This is a genomic window from Pseudomonas sp. NPDC098740 (assembly GCF_044760065.1).
Classification (GTDB): domain Bacteria; phylum Pseudomonadota; class Gammaproteobacteria; order Pseudomonadales; family Pseudomonadaceae; genus Aquipseudomonas; species Aquipseudomonas rossensis.
In genome coordinates this window covers 305,980-320,467 of record NZ_JBIWAM010000004.1, presented here as the reverse complement: position 1 = coordinate 320,467, position 14,488 = coordinate 305,980, and the positions used below count along the sequence as shown (strand labels likewise).

16 protein-coding genes and 2 pseudogenes are annotated in these 14,488 nt (G+C 58.5%); 7 read left to right on the top strand and 11 right to left on the bottom strand.

The features are described from left to right. Positions 1-9 precede the first annotated feature (9 nt). Positions 10-984 (bottom strand): transcriptional regulator FtrA, encoded by a 975-nt coding sequence (gene ftrA, locus ACIQU2_RS07470; protein WP_403139741.1) that lies wholly within the window; start codon positions 982-984, stop codon positions 10-12. A gap of 101 nt (positions 985-1,085) precedes the next feature. On the opposite strand from ftrA, the gene ACIQU2_RS07465 reads away from it, so the two are divergent. After that, a complete protein-coding gene (locus tag ACIQU2_RS07465; RefSeq protein ID WP_403139739.1) occupies positions 1,086-1,520 on the top strand; it encodes a rhodanese-like domain-containing protein in 435 nt (144 codons plus the stop codon). Between the two features lie 110 nt (positions 1,521-1,630). On the opposite strand, the gene ACIQU2_RS07460 is transcribed toward ACIQU2_RS07465, so the two are convergent. Continuing rightward, positions 1,631-2,263, bottom strand: coding sequence for a type 1 glutamine amidotransferase (locus ACIQU2_RS07460; RefSeq protein WP_403139737.1), 633 nt, complete (start codon positions 2,261-2,263; stop codon positions 1,631-1,633). A 246-nt stretch (positions 2,264-2,509) separates the two neighbouring features. Between ACIQU2_RS07460 and ACIQU2_RS07455 the strand changes: the two genes are divergently transcribed. The 3 genes from ACIQU2_RS07455 (at position 2,510) to ACIQU2_RS07445 (ending at position 5,525) form a co-directional block, all read left to right on the top strand. Then, positions 2,510-3,289 carry an ABC transporter substrate-binding protein gene (locus ACIQU2_RS07455; RefSeq protein ID WP_403139735.1) on the top strand — a complete coding sequence of 260 codons (780 nt, stop codon included), beginning with the start codon at positions 2,510-2,512 and terminating at the stop codon, positions 3,287-3,289. Between the two features lie 213 nt (positions 3,290-3,502). Beyond that, on the top strand, positions 3,503-4,615 hold the full coding sequence (locus ACIQU2_RS07450; RefSeq protein ID WP_403139733.1) for a succinylglutamate desuccinylase/aspartoacylase family protein: 1,113 nt from the start codon (positions 3,503-3,505) through the stop codon (positions 4,613-4,615). Between the two features lie 193 nt (positions 4,616-4,808). Next, positions 4,809-5,525, top strand: a complete 717-nt coding sequence (locus tag ACIQU2_RS07445; RefSeq protein WP_403139731.1) for an alpha/beta hydrolase — start codon at positions 4,809-4,811, stop codon at positions 5,523-5,525. A gap of 3 nt (positions 5,526-5,528) precedes the next feature. On the opposite strand, the gene ACIQU2_RS07440 is transcribed toward ACIQU2_RS07445, so the two are convergent. Beyond that, positions 5,529-6,116, bottom strand: coding sequence for a hypothetical protein (locus tag ACIQU2_RS07440; protein ID WP_347806261.1), 588 nt, complete (start codon positions 6,114-6,116; stop codon positions 5,529-5,531). 98 nt (positions 6,117-6,214) lie between these two features. On the opposite strand from ACIQU2_RS07440, the gene ACIQU2_RS07435 reads away from it, so the two are divergent. Together ACIQU2_RS07435 and ACIQU2_RS07430 are read left to right on the top strand one after the other, a co-directional pair. Beyond that, positions 6,215-6,553 carry a hypothetical protein gene (locus ACIQU2_RS07435; protein ID WP_403139728.1) on the top strand — a complete coding sequence of 113 codons (339 nt, stop codon included), beginning with the start codon at positions 6,215-6,217 and terminating at the stop codon, positions 6,551-6,553. Positions 6,554-6,789: 236 nt separating this feature from the next. Next, positions 6,790-7,461, top strand: coding sequence for a hypothetical protein (locus ACIQU2_RS07430; RefSeq protein WP_403139726.1), 672 nt, complete (start codon positions 6,790-6,792; stop codon positions 7,459-7,461). Positions 7,462-7,928: 467 nt separating this feature from the next. Here ACIQU2_RS07430 and ACIQU2_RS07425 read toward each other — a convergent pair whose 3' ends face one another. The 4 genes and pseudogenes from ACIQU2_RS07425 to ACIQU2_RS07410 all read right to left on the bottom strand — a co-directional run bounded on the left by ACIQU2_RS07425 (position 7,929) and on the right by ACIQU2_RS07410 (position 10,517). Further along, the gene (locus ACIQU2_RS07425; protein WP_403139724.1) at positions 7,929-8,816 is read right to left on the bottom strand and encodes an alpha/beta hydrolase family protein; all 888 of its coding nucleotides are present in this window, start codon (positions 8,814-8,816) and stop codon (positions 7,929-7,931) included. 31 nt (positions 8,817-8,847) lie between these two features. Continuing rightward, complete coding sequence (locus ACIQU2_RS07420) at positions 8,848-9,738, bottom strand: MBL fold metallo-hydrolase (protein WP_347804953.1); 891 nt, start codon at positions 9,736-9,738, stop codon at positions 8,848-8,850. Between the two features lie 328 nt (positions 9,739-10,066). Then, a pseudogene (locus tag ACIQU2_RS07415) lies at positions 10,067-10,321 on the bottom strand (type II toxin-antitoxin system RelE/ParE family toxin); the annotation flags it as partial. Between the two features lie 4 nt (positions 10,322-10,325). Further along, positions 10,326-10,517 (bottom strand): antitoxin, encoded by a 192-nt coding sequence (locus tag ACIQU2_RS07410; RefSeq protein WP_403139722.1) that lies wholly within the window; start codon positions 10,515-10,517, stop codon positions 10,326-10,328. A gap of 548 nt (positions 10,518-11,065) precedes the next feature. Here ACIQU2_RS07410 and ACIQU2_RS07405 point away from each other — a divergent pair. Continuing rightward, positions 11,066-11,434, top strand: a complete 369-nt coding sequence (locus ACIQU2_RS07405; protein WP_403139720.1) for a DUF6124 family protein — start codon at positions 11,066-11,068, stop codon at positions 11,432-11,434. An 82-nt stretch (positions 11,435-11,516) separates the two neighbouring features. On the opposite strand, the gene ACIQU2_RS07400 is transcribed toward ACIQU2_RS07405, so the two are convergent. The 4 genes and pseudogenes from ACIQU2_RS07400 to ACIQU2_RS07385 all read right to left on the bottom strand — a co-directional run bounded on the left by ACIQU2_RS07400 (position 11,517) and on the right by ACIQU2_RS07385 (position 14,391). Further along, a complete protein-coding gene (locus ACIQU2_RS07400; RefSeq protein WP_403139718.1) occupies positions 11,517-11,843 on the bottom strand; it encodes a putative quinol monooxygenase in 327 nt (108 codons plus the stop codon). Between the two features lie 28 nt (positions 11,844-11,871). Continuing rightward, a pseudogene (locus ACIQU2_RS07395) lies at positions 11,872-12,542 on the bottom strand (glutathione S-transferase family protein). An 84-nt stretch (positions 12,543-12,626) separates the two neighbouring features. Continuing rightward, entirely contained in the window at positions 12,627-13,538 is a 912-nt protein-coding gene (locus tag ACIQU2_RS07390) for a DMT family transporter (RefSeq protein WP_403139716.1), read from the bottom strand. A 58-nt stretch (positions 13,539-13,596) separates the two neighbouring features. Continuing rightward, entirely contained in the window at positions 13,597-14,391 is a 795-nt protein-coding gene (locus tag ACIQU2_RS07385) for a hypothetical protein (protein WP_403139714.1), read from the bottom strand. Positions 14,392-14,488: the final 97 nt, after the last annotated feature.

Here is a 14,488-nt window from a genome sequence, read left to right as displayed (position 1 = left end):
AAGAACACCTCAAATTATTGCTTTAACCTCACGTCCAAACCGCTCCCGATACACCGACGGCGGCACGCCGACCGCACTACGAAACGCCACCCGAAAACTCTCCACCGAGCGATAACCGCAGCGCTGGGCAATCTGGTCGGTGTTCTGGCTCGTGCTCTCAAGCAGCTCGCGGGCCCGGCCCAGGCGCTCATGCTGCAACCACGCCTTGGGCGGCATGCCGGTGGCTTCAGTAAACCGGCGCAGAAACGTCCGTTCACTCATGGCCGCCTCACTCGCCAGCTCACGCACCTCCAGCGGTTCATGCAAACGCTCGCGTGCCCACTGCATGACGCGCGACAAATCGCTACGCGGCGTAGGACTGACCGGTGTCGGAATGAACTGCGCCTGGCCGCCGGTGCGTTGCGGTGACATCACCAGCCGTCGCGCCACCGAGTTGGCCACCTGCGTACCGAAGTCCCGCGCCACCAAATGCAGGCAGGCATCGATACCGGCAGCGCTGCCGGCCGAGGTGATCAGCTGACCTGAATCGACATAGAGCACGTCCGGGTCCACCAGAATGTTCGGAAAACGCTCGGCCAACTCAGCGGTGTAACGCCAGTGCGTGGTGGCGCCGCGACCGTCGAGCAAACCGGTGGCCGCCAGCACGAACACACCCGAGCAGATCGACAGCAGCCGCGCACCCCGCGCGTGGGCCTGGCGCAGGGCCGCGATCAATGCTTCAGGCACTGGGGCGCTGCGATCACGCCAGCCGGGAATGATGATGGTCCGCGCGGCCTTGAGCAGCTCCATGCCACCATCGGCCAGCACCTGAATACCGCCCATGGCGCGCATCGGACCCTGATCAACGGCGGCGATCCGGTGCTCGTACCAAGGGAAGTCAAACTCCGGACGTGCCAGGCCGAAGATCTCCACGGCGATGCCGAATTCGAACGTACAAAGGCCGTCGTAGGCCAGAATCGCGACCAATCCAGGGGTGGGCTGCATTTGGCGGAAAGTTCCCGGTGAGTGTCTTGTGCGCCACTGTAGCCGCAAGCGTCGGGCGGATAAAGTCTTCTCACACCCACTGAGACTTTGGAGTACAGCCCATGACCAGCCTGGTCCGCGAAATTCCCGCCGCCCCATCGGCCATCGCCCTGATGCATTTCAGCAACCGTCTGACCTTCGAAACCGACTGTTCCGACGTCCACGGCAGCCAACAGGCCGGCGAAGTGGATTTTGTCCTGGTAGACGTGCGCGGCCCGCTCGCGTTCGAGCGTGGCCATGTGCCGGGAGCGATCAACATTCCGGGGCGACTGCTGAGCGCTGAAGGTCTGGCGGCCTACCCGAAAACCAGCGTGTTCGTGGTGTATTGCGCCGGGCCCCACTGCAACGGTGCCAACAAGGCTGCCGTGAAACTGGCGGCGCTGGGTTACCCGGTCAAGGAAATGATCGGCGGGGTGACCGGGTGGCTGGATGAAGGGTTTGAGTTGAGTGTTGCGCTGCAACGGCCTGCCAGCACCGTGATCGGTTGCGAATGTTGATGTAGTCGAAAAGATCGCAGCCTCGTTTCACTCGACAGCTCCTACAGGTCTACGCGATCGCCTGTAGGAGCTGTCGAGTGAAACGAGGCTGCGATCTGTTGATCTTGCTTCTATACGGATGCCCACCACCCATCCAGCGTCGCCTGCAACCACTCGAACACGGCTGCATAGTCGGCGCTGTCCTGTTGACCTCGGGGCAGCGGTGACTCGTCGGCAAAGTGTTCATTGAGCGTTGCCACCGATTCAGCCGTCCACTCCGGATGAAACTGCAAACCCACCCGCGTCGGCCCGACGCAATACATCTGCTGCTCACACTGATCACTGCTGGCCAGCAACTGCGCGTTTGGCGGCAGGTCGATGGCGTCTTCGTGCCATTCCAGCACGTTCAGATGCTGACCATCGACGAACGTCACGCGGGTCCAACCGGTTTCGGTTCGATCCATCCGCCGCACCTTCCCGCCCAGGCTCAGCGCCAGTAACTGCGCCCCCAGACAAATGGCAAACACCACCGCGCCTTGATCCAGGCTGCCCGCCAACCACTGGCGTTCAGCTTCCAGCCAAGCCGGCCCACCGTTGGACTCATAAGGCCCGCCCAATAGAATCACGGGTGCTGCACTGACTGGCGGCAACTGACCGAGGTCGGCGCGAAACACGTTCAGGGTCAAACCTCGGGACGCAGCCCACGTGGCAATGGCTCCGGGACCTTCGGCGGGGTGGTGCTGGATCAGGTTCAACGTGGGCATAAGGGCTCTCTTGTAGTTTTTGCTTGTAGGTTTTGTCTGAAAAAAGGGCTTGTCCTATAGTCTTTGCACCGGCTTGGCGCACGCTTCAAGGGACTCAAATCCGTCGGCCACTTTTATATAAGTATTTGTCGCTTAAACACAATTGACCCTCCTTGAGCCGCTCTAGACTGCCGGGCACTTCGGTCTTCACCAACCGAAAGCCAATCGAACGCTGCCAATAAAAGCCTCCGCACACAGGAGTTATAAATGAAGAAGCTAGTGATGTTCGGTGCCCTGGCACTGTCGATGTTGTCCCTGACGGCTGTGGCCGAAGACGCCAAGCCGATCCGCCTCGGTATCGAAGCCGGTTATCCGCCATTCTCGATGAAAACCCCTGACGGCAAACTCACCGGCTTCGACGTGGACATCGGCGACGCGCTGTGCGAGCAGATGAAAGTGAAGTGCACCTGGGTCGAGCAAGAGTTCGACGGCCTGATCCCGGCGCTGAAGGTCAAGAAAATCGACGCGATCCTGTCGTCCATGACCATCACCGACGATCGCAAAAAGAACGTCGACTTCACCATCAAGTACTACCATACCCCGGCGCGCTTCGTGATGAAGGAAGGCAGCGACATCAAAGACCCACTGACCGAACTCAAAGGCAAGAAAGTCGGTGTGCTGCGCGCCAGTACCCACGACCGCTTCGCCACTGAAGTGCTGGTGCCGGCCGGTATCAACCTGGTTCGCTACGGTTCTCAGCAGGAAGCCAACCTGGACATGGTCGCTGGTCGTCTCGACGCGATGCTGGCCGACTCGGTCAACCTGAATGACGGTTTCCTGAAAACCGACGCCGGTAAAGGTTTCGCTTTCGTGGGCCCGACCTACGAAGACGCCAAGTACTTCGGCGGCGGCGCCGGTATTGCTGTGCGCAAGGGCGATACCGCCCTTGCAGAGAAATTCAACACCGCCATCACCGAAATCCGCGCCAATGGCAAGTACAAGCAAGTGCAAGACAAGTACTTCGACTTTGACGTTTACGGCCAGTAATCACGCCGTTCAAAAAAGTGGCAACCGTTGACGCGGTTGCCACTTTTTTTGTGCGCGCATGAATTAACCTGCGGCACACATCCCTTGTAGGAGCTGCCGAAGGCTCGGGCCGCGTTCGGACGATCTTTTGATGTTGCTTTTTAAGATCAAGATCAAAAGATCGTCCGAACGCGGCCCGAGCCTTCGGCAGCTCCTACAGAACAAGGAGTCCTCATGCAACGCATCGACCATTCACTGCCCTGGAGCCACCTGGGCACCGAGCGCACCCTCAGCGTGTTTCGTTATGGCGCGGGCACTCGCAAGGTTTACATCCAGGCCAGCCTGCACGCTGATGAACTGCCGGGCATGCGCACGGCGTGGGAACTGAAAAAGCGTCTGACCGAACTCGAAACCCAAGGTCAGTTGCAGGGCGTGATCGAACTGGTCCCGGTGGCCAATCCCATCGGCCTCGATCAGCACCTGCAAGGCAGCCACATGGGCCGCTTCGAGCTGGGCAGCGGCAAGAACTTCAACCGCTCCTTCGTCGAACTCAGCGCACCGGTCGCCGAGTTGATCGGTGATCGGTTGGGCAGTGACGCGGCTGCCAACATTGCGCTGATTCGCCAGACCATGGGCCAGGTACTCGACGGCTTGCCGGCACCGTCCTCGCAGCTGGAAGCCATGCACCGCTTGTTGCTGCGCCACGCCTGTGATGCCGATATCACCCTCGATCTGCATTGTGATTTCGACGCGGCGATTCATCTGTATGCCTTGCCACAACACTGGCCGCAGTGGCAATCCCTGGCGGCGCGTTTGAAGGCTGGGGTGGCGTTGCTCTGTGAAGATTCCGGAGGCAGCTCATTCGATGAGTCGTGTTCAACGCCGTGGTTGCGCCTGGCCAGGGCTTTCCCTGAGGCGGCGATCCCGCCGGCCAACCTGGCGACGACGCTGGAACTGGGCAGCATGGGTGATACGCGAGTCGATCAGGCTCAAGCCAATTGCGAGGCGATTCTCGGGTTCCTCGCCGAGCAGGGTTTCATCAAAGGCACTTGGCCAGCGGCCCCGAGCGAATGCTGTGAAGGCATGCCGTTCGAAGGCACCCAATACCTGTTTGCGCCGCATCACGGAGTCGTCAGTTTCCTACGCGATTCGGGTGAATGGGTGAAGAAGGGTGATGCGCTGTTTGAAGTGGTCGATCCGCTGAATGATCGAGTTACCACGGTTTGCGCCGGGACCAGTGGGGTGTTGTTTGCCATCGATCGCGGGCGCTACACCCAGCCGGGCACCTGGCAGGCGAAAGTGGCGGGGCGCGAGCCGATTCGGGCCGGGAAACTCATCAACGATTAACCGAGGAATCTTCACCGCTTTTTAGTCCGCCATCGCGAGCAAGCTCGCTCCCACAGGGATCGTGTGAACACTGGAGATCCAATGTGGGAGCGAGCTTGCTCGCGATGGCGGCATCAGCAACACCAAGAATCCCCCGGCAAGCTTCACAGTGTTAGGCTCTCCCCCGAATCCTGCGCTCTGTGAAGGAAGGTTTATGTTGAAGTTTCTCGCTCTGCTGACACTCCTGGCGTCCACTGCCGTCCACGCTCAAACCCCGCTGCAAACCGATCTGCCGCTCAAGTACCTGGAGCAGGCCAACCCCGAATCGCGTAATCAGCCCCTGGTGATTTTCCTCCACGGTTTTGGCAGTAACGAGGAGGACCTGTTCGACATCAAGGATGAATTGCCCGCGTCATACAACTACCTGTCGGTACGCGCACCGATGGTGATGGAGGAGGACAGTTACAAGTGGTTTCGCGAGAAGGGTAACGCTGCCTACAACGGTGAGACCGATGATCTGAAGTCCAGCGGCCAGGTGCTGCAGGATTTCGTCGCACAGGCGGCGAAGAAATATCACACCGAACCGAACAAGGTATTCCTGGTGGGTTTCAGCCAGGGCGCGATCATGTCCTATGAGGTGGCCCTGCGTCATCCCGAGGCGGTGGGCGGGATCGCGGCGTTGAGTGGACGGATTTTACCGGTGCTGAAGTCCGAACTGAAACCGGATGAAAAACGCCAGAAGCTGGCGATTTTCATCGGTCATGGCACTGCGGATAAACGCCTTCCGTACATTGACGGCACGGACGCCGACAGCCTGTTGCAGAGCCTGTCACTCAAGCCTGAATTTCATGCCTACCCTGGCGTCGGTCACAGCATCAGTGCTGCCGAAATGCAGGACTTGAGCGCCTGGTTGCAGCGTCTCAATCCCTGATGCTTACTTGCCGGTGACAATCTGTTTGACCAGCGTCTCGTGGCCAGCGTTGTCGCTGAGGCGGGAAATCACCTGAACGATCGCCATGCGCGTGTTGGAAGCGGCCATCAGCGTGGTGTCGAGGGTTTTGCCGCCGCCCTGGGTGGCGGTGCTGTCGATCTGCCGCAGCCCCAGGCCAGTGCCTTTCTGGGTCAGGCTTTTTTCACTGAGTTTGGTGAAGTCCGGCAGCGCCGTGGCTTGTTCGGTGGCGAAGTCAGACGCCACGGAGTCGAGGAACTGACCGTCGTTGTCTTTGACATTGAGGCCGCCGGGGATGGTGTTTTCAGCGGCGATCACTACGGTTTTAGTGGCCTTGTTGGTGTACATGGTGCCCGTTGCCCCGGCGGTGCCGGTGGCCGCGTCGCCGGCAGGCAACGGGTTGGCGACGAAACCTTTGGGCAGGGTGAACGTGAACTTGCCGCCGAGCATCGAGACTTTCTGTGCGGGCGCGGTATCGCTGGCAGTGGCCTTGGCGGCCTGCGCATTCAGCGCTCCCAGACTGGCAACCGCCGTCAACAACAGGACAACGGTTTTTTTACTCAACAATGACATTCAGAAACTCCAGGGATGATCGGTCTCGCGGTGGGGGGCGATCATCCCATGGAGGTTGCGGCGCATTCCAGCGCGGTCTAACGGACGGTCACGTTCTTATGGCCAGCGCAATTACCTATGGCTACTTATGGCCCAGCTCCAACCAACCACTGCTGGGCGTCATCGGCCTGGAACGGCCACTCACCGCACGCATCGACGACGCCACCAGCGAGGTCAACCTGCTCAACGAAAACGGCATCACCACCGTCTTCAACTCCTACGGCACCGGCCTGCGTCTATGGGGCAACCGCACCGCGGCCTGGCCCAGCGTCACCCACATGCGCAACTTCGAAAACGTGCGCCGCACTGATCTCCGATTCTTGCCGGTGCTCGCTGGTATTGGGTCGACTCCTGTCGGTCGCCACCGGCAGAAATCGGCCAAAAGCGGACATGCATGACCGAGCACTTCCGACGCAAAGGTTGGTGCATAACCCCAGTTTCGGCTCTGAAAGCGCAATCTAGAGCCGTCAGGGCCGTCTGCAATAGAATTTCATCCACCAATTGGGCGGTTCTTCGTCCATTAATTTCGTGTCTATTTATAGTTAGGCGTCTAAGGTTTCTTGCTAGATGTCATTTCGGGGGCAGTGACATTTGGCAAGCTTCGCAGCGCCCCAGTCAACTAGAGGACGTGAGCATGTCTATGGATAAAAAAAAGAAAACTCCTGACAGTAACCTCATAACCGTTACTGGCACACTCAGCGGAAGTATCAATGGAGTGACTATCAATGGAACAGTTACGGGCACAGCCGACAGAAGCACGGGGCATGTCACGAATGTCTATCACGGCATTGACCCTGCTATTGGCCCAGAGCTAAGTCGAATCGTTCTGGGGCTAACCATCGTATGCGCCAATATGGCTGTCGAAGTGGGGCCGGGGCGAAATCTCAACTCGATGGCCCCACTGCAATCGATGCAGCGCATCGCGACTTTCACACTACCGTCTCACTCCATGCAGTGCTTGCAGACGGTGGCGTGGCAGGAGCCAAACGTGGCTGTGGTCACTATGGCGTACTCGGGCACTCTTCCGTCGTTCTCGGGAGCATCGCTCCCGATACCCGATGTGCTATCTGAGTTTCGGCAGACCGGCCCTCAGACGATCCACCAAAGCGGCACGACCCAAGCTACGTTTGACGGCTCCCCACAGCCCCTATCCGTCGATATTCAGTATTCGATCAATGGGCCCAAGATCGCTTGGTCAACGCCGCTAGGGTCGCAGTTCCTAGAGAATGCGAACAACACATCGTCGTATGACGAAACGACGCAGGAGATTACTTATAACACCGATGTGCGCATGCTGAAGACCTAACTGTCGGCTCCACTCGGACGCCACACTGGCCATGCCTTCGGCATTTTCATGGCCAGTGTTGGTACCCTCCGCGCTTCGCGCTCCGCAACCAGTTAACCTGAGCGTTTCTGACCGTTTTTGGCCGCTTACTGCTTTCCGCGAAAGTCTGCAATGGGTCGTGAGCGGACGTAGTCGAACGTCCGTTTTTGGCCGATTACTGCCCGTCATGACAGGCAGTAGTCGACCCAAAGCAGTCAGTCATGAAGGGCAGAAAACAGCCGTTTTTGTTGATTCGACTGAGACATGGAACGGTTCTTTTCCGGTCAACGTCTGAGTCCAGGTGGCGTTGCGTGGTCTTCGTGTTGACGCTCACGCATTCGCCGAACACGGTAACGTCATGCGGCTTTAGCGACTAAGCCCCTTGCCAGTCGTTAGTCAACGGCAAGGGACTCGTTTCAAGCAACTTGAAATAGTCGGGGATACCGGGATCAGCGAATGTGTTTCTTGACGAAGGTAGCGGTAATCGAAATCAGCTCGTCGATCTGCTTCTCGTCTTTGGTCATGTTGAAGGCGTGATCCATGGGCCGGACAAGCAGCTCATGTTCTCCGGGGTGATAGCTGATAAAGCTTTTCCCGAGGGTTGGCTGCGGAGAAACGATGTCGTCATTAGTGCCGACGGCGACGAGCAGTGGCCCCTTGTATTGGGTGATCTCGGCGGCGGCATCGAGGGTCATCAAGCTGACAAAGAACGCGGATTTAAGCTTGACCTCGCCACCACCAGGTACTGCCAGTACGACGGGGGTGTCACCGCTGCGCAATGCTTCCTTGATCTTCTCGGAGCCCCACAGCAGCGGGAAAGCGGCTCCCATATTGGTCGCAGGGTTCCAAAGTGCGACCGCGTCGAGTTTATGCGGGGTCCGTCCTGCTACAGCAGCACCAATTGCTCCGCCCATGCTCCATCCAACAAGCGCCATGCGGTTGGCGTCGACGCGCCCGGACTTGGCCAGAAAGTCGAGCGCAGCCAGCCCATCCTCAACATCCGTATCGAGTGTGCCGTCGGTCTTTGCACCATCACTGTCGCCATCAAAACGGTAATCGATACGGAGGCTGGCAATGCCTTGTTCGGCCCAAAGACGTGCGGCCCGGGCAAAGATACCTTCATTGACGGCCGGAATGATCCCCTCATCCCTACTGCCCCCGAAACTGTGAAGTAGCAGAATTACCGGGGGCTTCTTAACGCCGTCGGGCAGGTTCAGGGTGCCGACGACGTTCATTCCCTCAACGGAGAAGGTGACTTTTTCTTCAGCCGCAAACGCGAAATACGGGGCTGTAACCAGGCTTGCGAGAAGTACTATACGGGTCAATAAAGTAGGCATGGGGGCGATCCTCAGCTAGACGGGTAAAGGTTTAATTCTTGGGCTGGGGGGCGTCGCCCGAAGATGCAGTCGGCGTTCCGAGCAGTCCGATAGCGCTGTACCAGAGCGGTCCTTGATTGATGCGGTCGGGGTGGAGTTCGATCATCTTGTCGAAGAACTCACGTGGGGTCGGCTTCTCGGCGAGTAGTTCTATGGCATCCAACAGGTATTGGCGGGTCTGCTCCAGAATGACTGGATCATCGGCACGATTTTTCTGTTTGTGCCCAGCAATAACGATGCGCGGTTTCAAAGCTTCTACTTGGTCAATCGCCTTGACCCAAGCTTGGAGCCCCCCGTTGCCGCCTTCGAGGAGATATTGGTGTACACCGTTGTAGGCAACGTCGCCGGCCACCACCAGTCCCATGGACGGCACATACAGCACCGTGGTGTCGTCAGTATCTGTGTGACCGACATCTATGGCCTGGATGGTATTGCCCTCAAGTGTGAAGCCTTCAGCAGGTATCGGTTGAGCAATAACATCGGTCTTTCCAATGAGCCCGGGAAAGTCCTTGTCATATACCTTTTCGCGTCCGACAGTGGCCTGCTGGTGCATGAGCCGGATCGTGCCTTCGGTGGCATATACAGTGGCCCCTGGGAACCGCTCGAGGATCTGTTCAGTGCCGAACCAGTGATCGCCATGTCCGTGGGTCACGTAGATGTATTTCAAGTGCTTACCGGATTGCGCAACCCAGTCGCTGACCTTTTGCGTTTGCTCACGGCTCATTGGCGGATCGATCAGCACAGCGTCGGTTTTCCCGAAGATCAGGGTTGAGGTGATCGGCGATGAAACGATGCGATCACCATTGGGTAGGCGTTTATCGCTCGCCCTAATTACCCCGTCAGTAACGAGTACTTCATAGGACAATGCCGAAGGGTGGGACATATCGTTCTCTCCTGTACTTTTCGCTGCTGCGGACTCGGCAGCGCCTGATAAGCAGGAGGCCGTGACCAAGATAGTGGTGAGCAGTGCTCGAATGGAGTTGCTGGGCATAACTGACCTCTATCTAGTGAAGTGGGACGGAGGTTGGACATCTACTTGCGTTGCCGATGTCAGATGCAGCATTGATCGAACCATTAGCCAGGAGTGTAGATTAGTGCTGGGAGCATGAGTCGGTCCTCGATGCGACGCAGCTTCGACCGCTTATGGCCGTTCTCTGCCGGTTATATCCACGAAGCGTGCTGGTCAAATCCGATGCAAATGACTGGTCGAGTCAGGGGTATTCCTGCCTGGCATGCAAAACGGTCACGATCTCGATTCGATCCGTCACCCGGTAGACCACCAAGTAATTGGGGTGCACAACAATTTCCCGCGTACCGGGTACACGACCAAATCGATAAAGGTAGAGATGTTGCGGAAGGGCTGAGGTAGCAGCCTCGATGGCTTGGTACAGCTCGCTCGCCGCTACAAGGTGGCGGTCGCCAATATAATCAATGATTTGCCACAGTTCAGCCCGCGCTTCGGGCCGTCACTCAACCAGCATCGCGCTTATTGCGCTTGGTTTCGATAAGGGATCGCATATCAGCCATTACCTGATCGTGCGGGACATTCGGGCGTGGATCATCGAGCGACGCCTGCACTTTGGCACGGAACCAACGGTCGTAGCTGGCGGCCTGCTCTTCGGTTTCAAACTCTGAAACGATGGGGGAAAGTTCGGCGCTCATAGTGTGACCTCCGGGATCAATACCTAGCAATCTCATCGGTATGTGGCTCGCTGTCGTGGGTGTCAAGATGAAGTGCACCCTGCCAAGCATCACGTGGTCCCATGTCTCTACCTGATGGGAGCAACCACACTAAACCTCTCGCTTCCGACAGCCAACCCCTAAAAAATGTCAGACGTTTCCTCAATTTTTTGAAAGCTTTCATGCGTTTAACGTACGCGTTTAAAGACACTCGTTGTTACGTCCTAACGGCTACAACGCCTTGCGCCGTTGCCTACGCGTACGCCAGAATCCGCTGGCTTGTGCGCCTTGGTACTGGGCCTTATCGTTTCCCCGTCGCTGAAAAACAGCGATCGGGTTTGGTAGCCCGGTGTACTGGCGCATAGCCGAATGCAGACGCTTTTTCAGGTCGATGCTTTTTGGTGGCCATGCGCAGGGTCCCTCGGGGCGCCGGTTCCAGTACTCCGGTCTACCAACCTGTGTATGGCCACCACCCTTCGTTTGGTAGCGAAAGTGATGGCTCCTATATGACCAGTACTGGAGTTCCATCTATGTTCAAAGTTACGCCCAACCCCCCGAATACCAGTCCGTTACCCTACGACGCCTTTCTTGATCTTGACCCCAAGAAAATGAATGAGGCGGCCGACCGCGCACTCAGCTTTTACCTCAACCCCGGGGCGTCGAAAACGCAGATACCGCCCCGCAAGCCCAGCACCATTTTCACCATCGACGCAGCGGTGGATGACGAAACGTTGCTCGTCGAGGCCTGCGAATCGTTGGCAGCAGCCAGCGCCATAGTCAACGATCTCACCGACTTAACGGACGGCCCACGACGCCAAACGATGCTGGTGCTGCAACGGGTCATCATGTTGGGTGAGTTAGCGGTTAATCGCGTATTGGATAACCACAAGCCTGGGTAGTCGCCAGGCGGGTAGCGAGGGCGCTTGCGCCCTCGCTGTTTAGCAGCATTCACGCGGCTCGTGGTCACGCTGGAAGGTCCGTTCAGCCCCCACGTCGCACCGGATAGCTCTTGATCACATCCAGAAACTCAATGCGACGTTCGCTGACCAGCAACTGCGGGAGCAGCTGTTCATACGCCTGTCGATACGGCTTGCTCAGGTGACGCGTGATGAAGTCGCCCTTGCTGCAGTTCCAGGTTTCGTAGAGCACCAGGGTGTTCGGGTCGTCCTGGAGTTGGTGAACCCAAGTGTTGACGAAGTCCGGTTCGGCCGACATCTGGTGCACCACGTCCAGCAGCCGTTCTTTCATTTCGGCGAAACGTTCCGGTTTGGCCGGCAGGTAAACGATAAACGCGACTTGATCACTCATTTCATCACCTTCGCACGCTGGGATTGGGTTACTGCGGCTGGTTCTGCGGGAACAGGTTGCGACGGGTTTCTTCGTCGAACTCCGCCTTCAGCACCAGTTTCTCTTTAAGACCGTGGGCACGTTGAGCGGCTGGTCGGGCGCTGATTTCATCGAACAGGCGCTTGACGCTCGGGTACGCCGCTAGACCGTTCTCGCCGAGGATGTACGGCGCGTAATTGGCCCAACCCCAGAGCGCCATGTCGGCGATGCTGTAGGAGTCGCCGGCCAGGTACTGATGGTCGGCCAGACGCTGATCGAGCACGCGGTAGTGGCGTTCGACTTCCTTGAGGTAGCGGTCGCATACGCCAGGTCTTCCGGTGCGTGGTGCAGGAAATGCACCGCCTGGCCGGAAAATGGAGACAGGCCCGTCGCGATGAACATCAGCCAGGACAGTAGCTCGGCTTGCCCGACCACGGAGGTCGGCAGGAAACGCTGATGTTTCTGCGCCAGGTGCAGCAGGATCGCCTGGGAGTCGAAGACGGTGGCGTCGCCATCGACCAGAGCTGGCACTTTGGCGTTCGGGTTGATCGCCAAAAAGGCCGGCAGGTGTTGCTCGCCTTTGAAGGTATCGATGCCGATCAATTCGTAGGGCGTTTGCAGTTCTTCAAGCAGCAGGGCGACTTTCATCGGGTTCGGCGATGGGTGGAAAAAGAACTTCATGGTGTAGGCCTCAGTCAGTGGTTGGTTTTGAACTGAGGCTGATGTTGAAGTAAATACGTTCGAATGACGTGCGAGCTTTTTGCTTTACTCGTTCGAAACTATCGAACGTGTTATCGGCGCTTTAGCAGTTGATCGCGACGTGGCGATGACTGCACCGGCGATAATCAGCAGCGCGGGGACGATCAGAATCGGGCTGGCATGGCTGCGTCCCACGGTGATCAGCAACAACGTGGAAATCAGCGGCGCCAGGTAGGACAGCGCCCCCAGCGTCGCCAGACTGCCGTGTTTGGTGGCGTGATCCCAGGCAAAAAACGCCAGTCCTACCGGCCCAAGCCCGAGGACGACAATCGCGGTCCATTGGCTGAAGTCGGGCTGTACCGTGGTTTCGAACGCCAGGTGACAGACCAGTCCGGCCACGGCTACCAGGCCGCAGATGCCACCAATGATGCTGCTCGGTACTTCGCTGAACCGGCGGTTGATCACCGAGTAAACCGACCATATCAGCGCACAGCCAAACGCCGCGAGATAACCGGCGACGGGCATCGCGGCATCAGCATTCGGAGCGCGCTGCTGCATGATGAAAGCCGTGCCGGCCAGGCCCAGCAGTGCGCCGAGCAATTGCCGTTTGTGCAGCCTTTCTCCGGCCGAGAACGCCGACAGCAACACCAGCAACAGTGGCCAAAGGTAGTTGATCAGACTGGCTTCAGCTGCCGGGGCGGCTTTGAGTGCGAAAAAGTACAGCGCGTGATAAACGAAAATTCCGACGAACCCGGTCGCCCATACAGCCCAGGGCTGGCGCCAACTGGTGAACCCTGCGATCCCGCGTCGGCCCAGAATCATCAGGCTCGCCGCGAACGCCGCGCCGAAGCCCAGTGTCAGCAGTTCAAACGGTGGAATGCCTTCGGTGAGGGTGGTCAGCAATGCCAGCGAGGACCAGAGCACTATCGCAATCACGCCGACGGCCGTCGCGCTGTGGCTGTTTCGAAGCGGAGTCATGTCTGTTCCTTCAGCGCGATGAGCGGGCGACCATCCTGGCCCGATGACATCAACCAGCTTAGCGTTTGATCGCCGTACGTCCAGCGTCCGGTGAGGGGCTCGCCGGCTTGGCCAACAAGCGCTTGGTCACCCCGAGCATCCCTACTGACATCGCGACGCCCAGGGCGAACGCGGTCAGACCCATGCCAGGCAAGGCCAGCGCCAACACCAGGCAAAACGCAGCGAACGAATACATGCCAGTCGCCGTCGCTCGCAGCAATGCGGCCGTAAACGCTGGGCCGCGGGTTTGCTGGGAAAACACCGCCATCACGCTGCCGAGCACCGGGAAAACTGCGAGCAGACCGCTCCAGCCTTCGCCGACGGTGCTGGCGAGTAATGTCACGGCGAGGGTGAGCAGGGCGCCGGCAATCATGCGCAGCAGCAGTCTGTCGGACTTCGGCGCCGGGCCTGTAACGATGGGTTGCACGCTGGGAAACAGGTATGGCGCCGCCAGTAGCGCGGTGGCGGCCGCAATCACCGAGAACACCAGCGACGGTGGAATCAGCGAGAGCACCACGGCCACGGCGGCCCAGACCAGCAGTGAAATCGTCAACGCCCATGGCCATCCCGCCCGTTGTGCGACCTGGGCGTAGGTCACGCAGAAGGCAATCATCGCGAACATCGCCGACAACGCCGCCGTCGCTGATTGAGCGGCGAACACCTGGCCTTGTTCGATGGCCAGGAAGAACAGAATCGGCCCGACCACCACCGGCAATCCCGACAGCCAACCGGCTATGCTCGGGCCCCAGCGTTTGCCAGCCAGTGAAATCAACAAGAGAAAGCCTGGAATCACCAGCAGTTTAAGCATCAACACGCACGCGTCTCCGACCTGAGTGGGGCGCTAACGTTAGCACTGCGGACGTAGGATTGCTCTAGGAATGAGGAGATTTTGTATACAAACCTTACGGCTC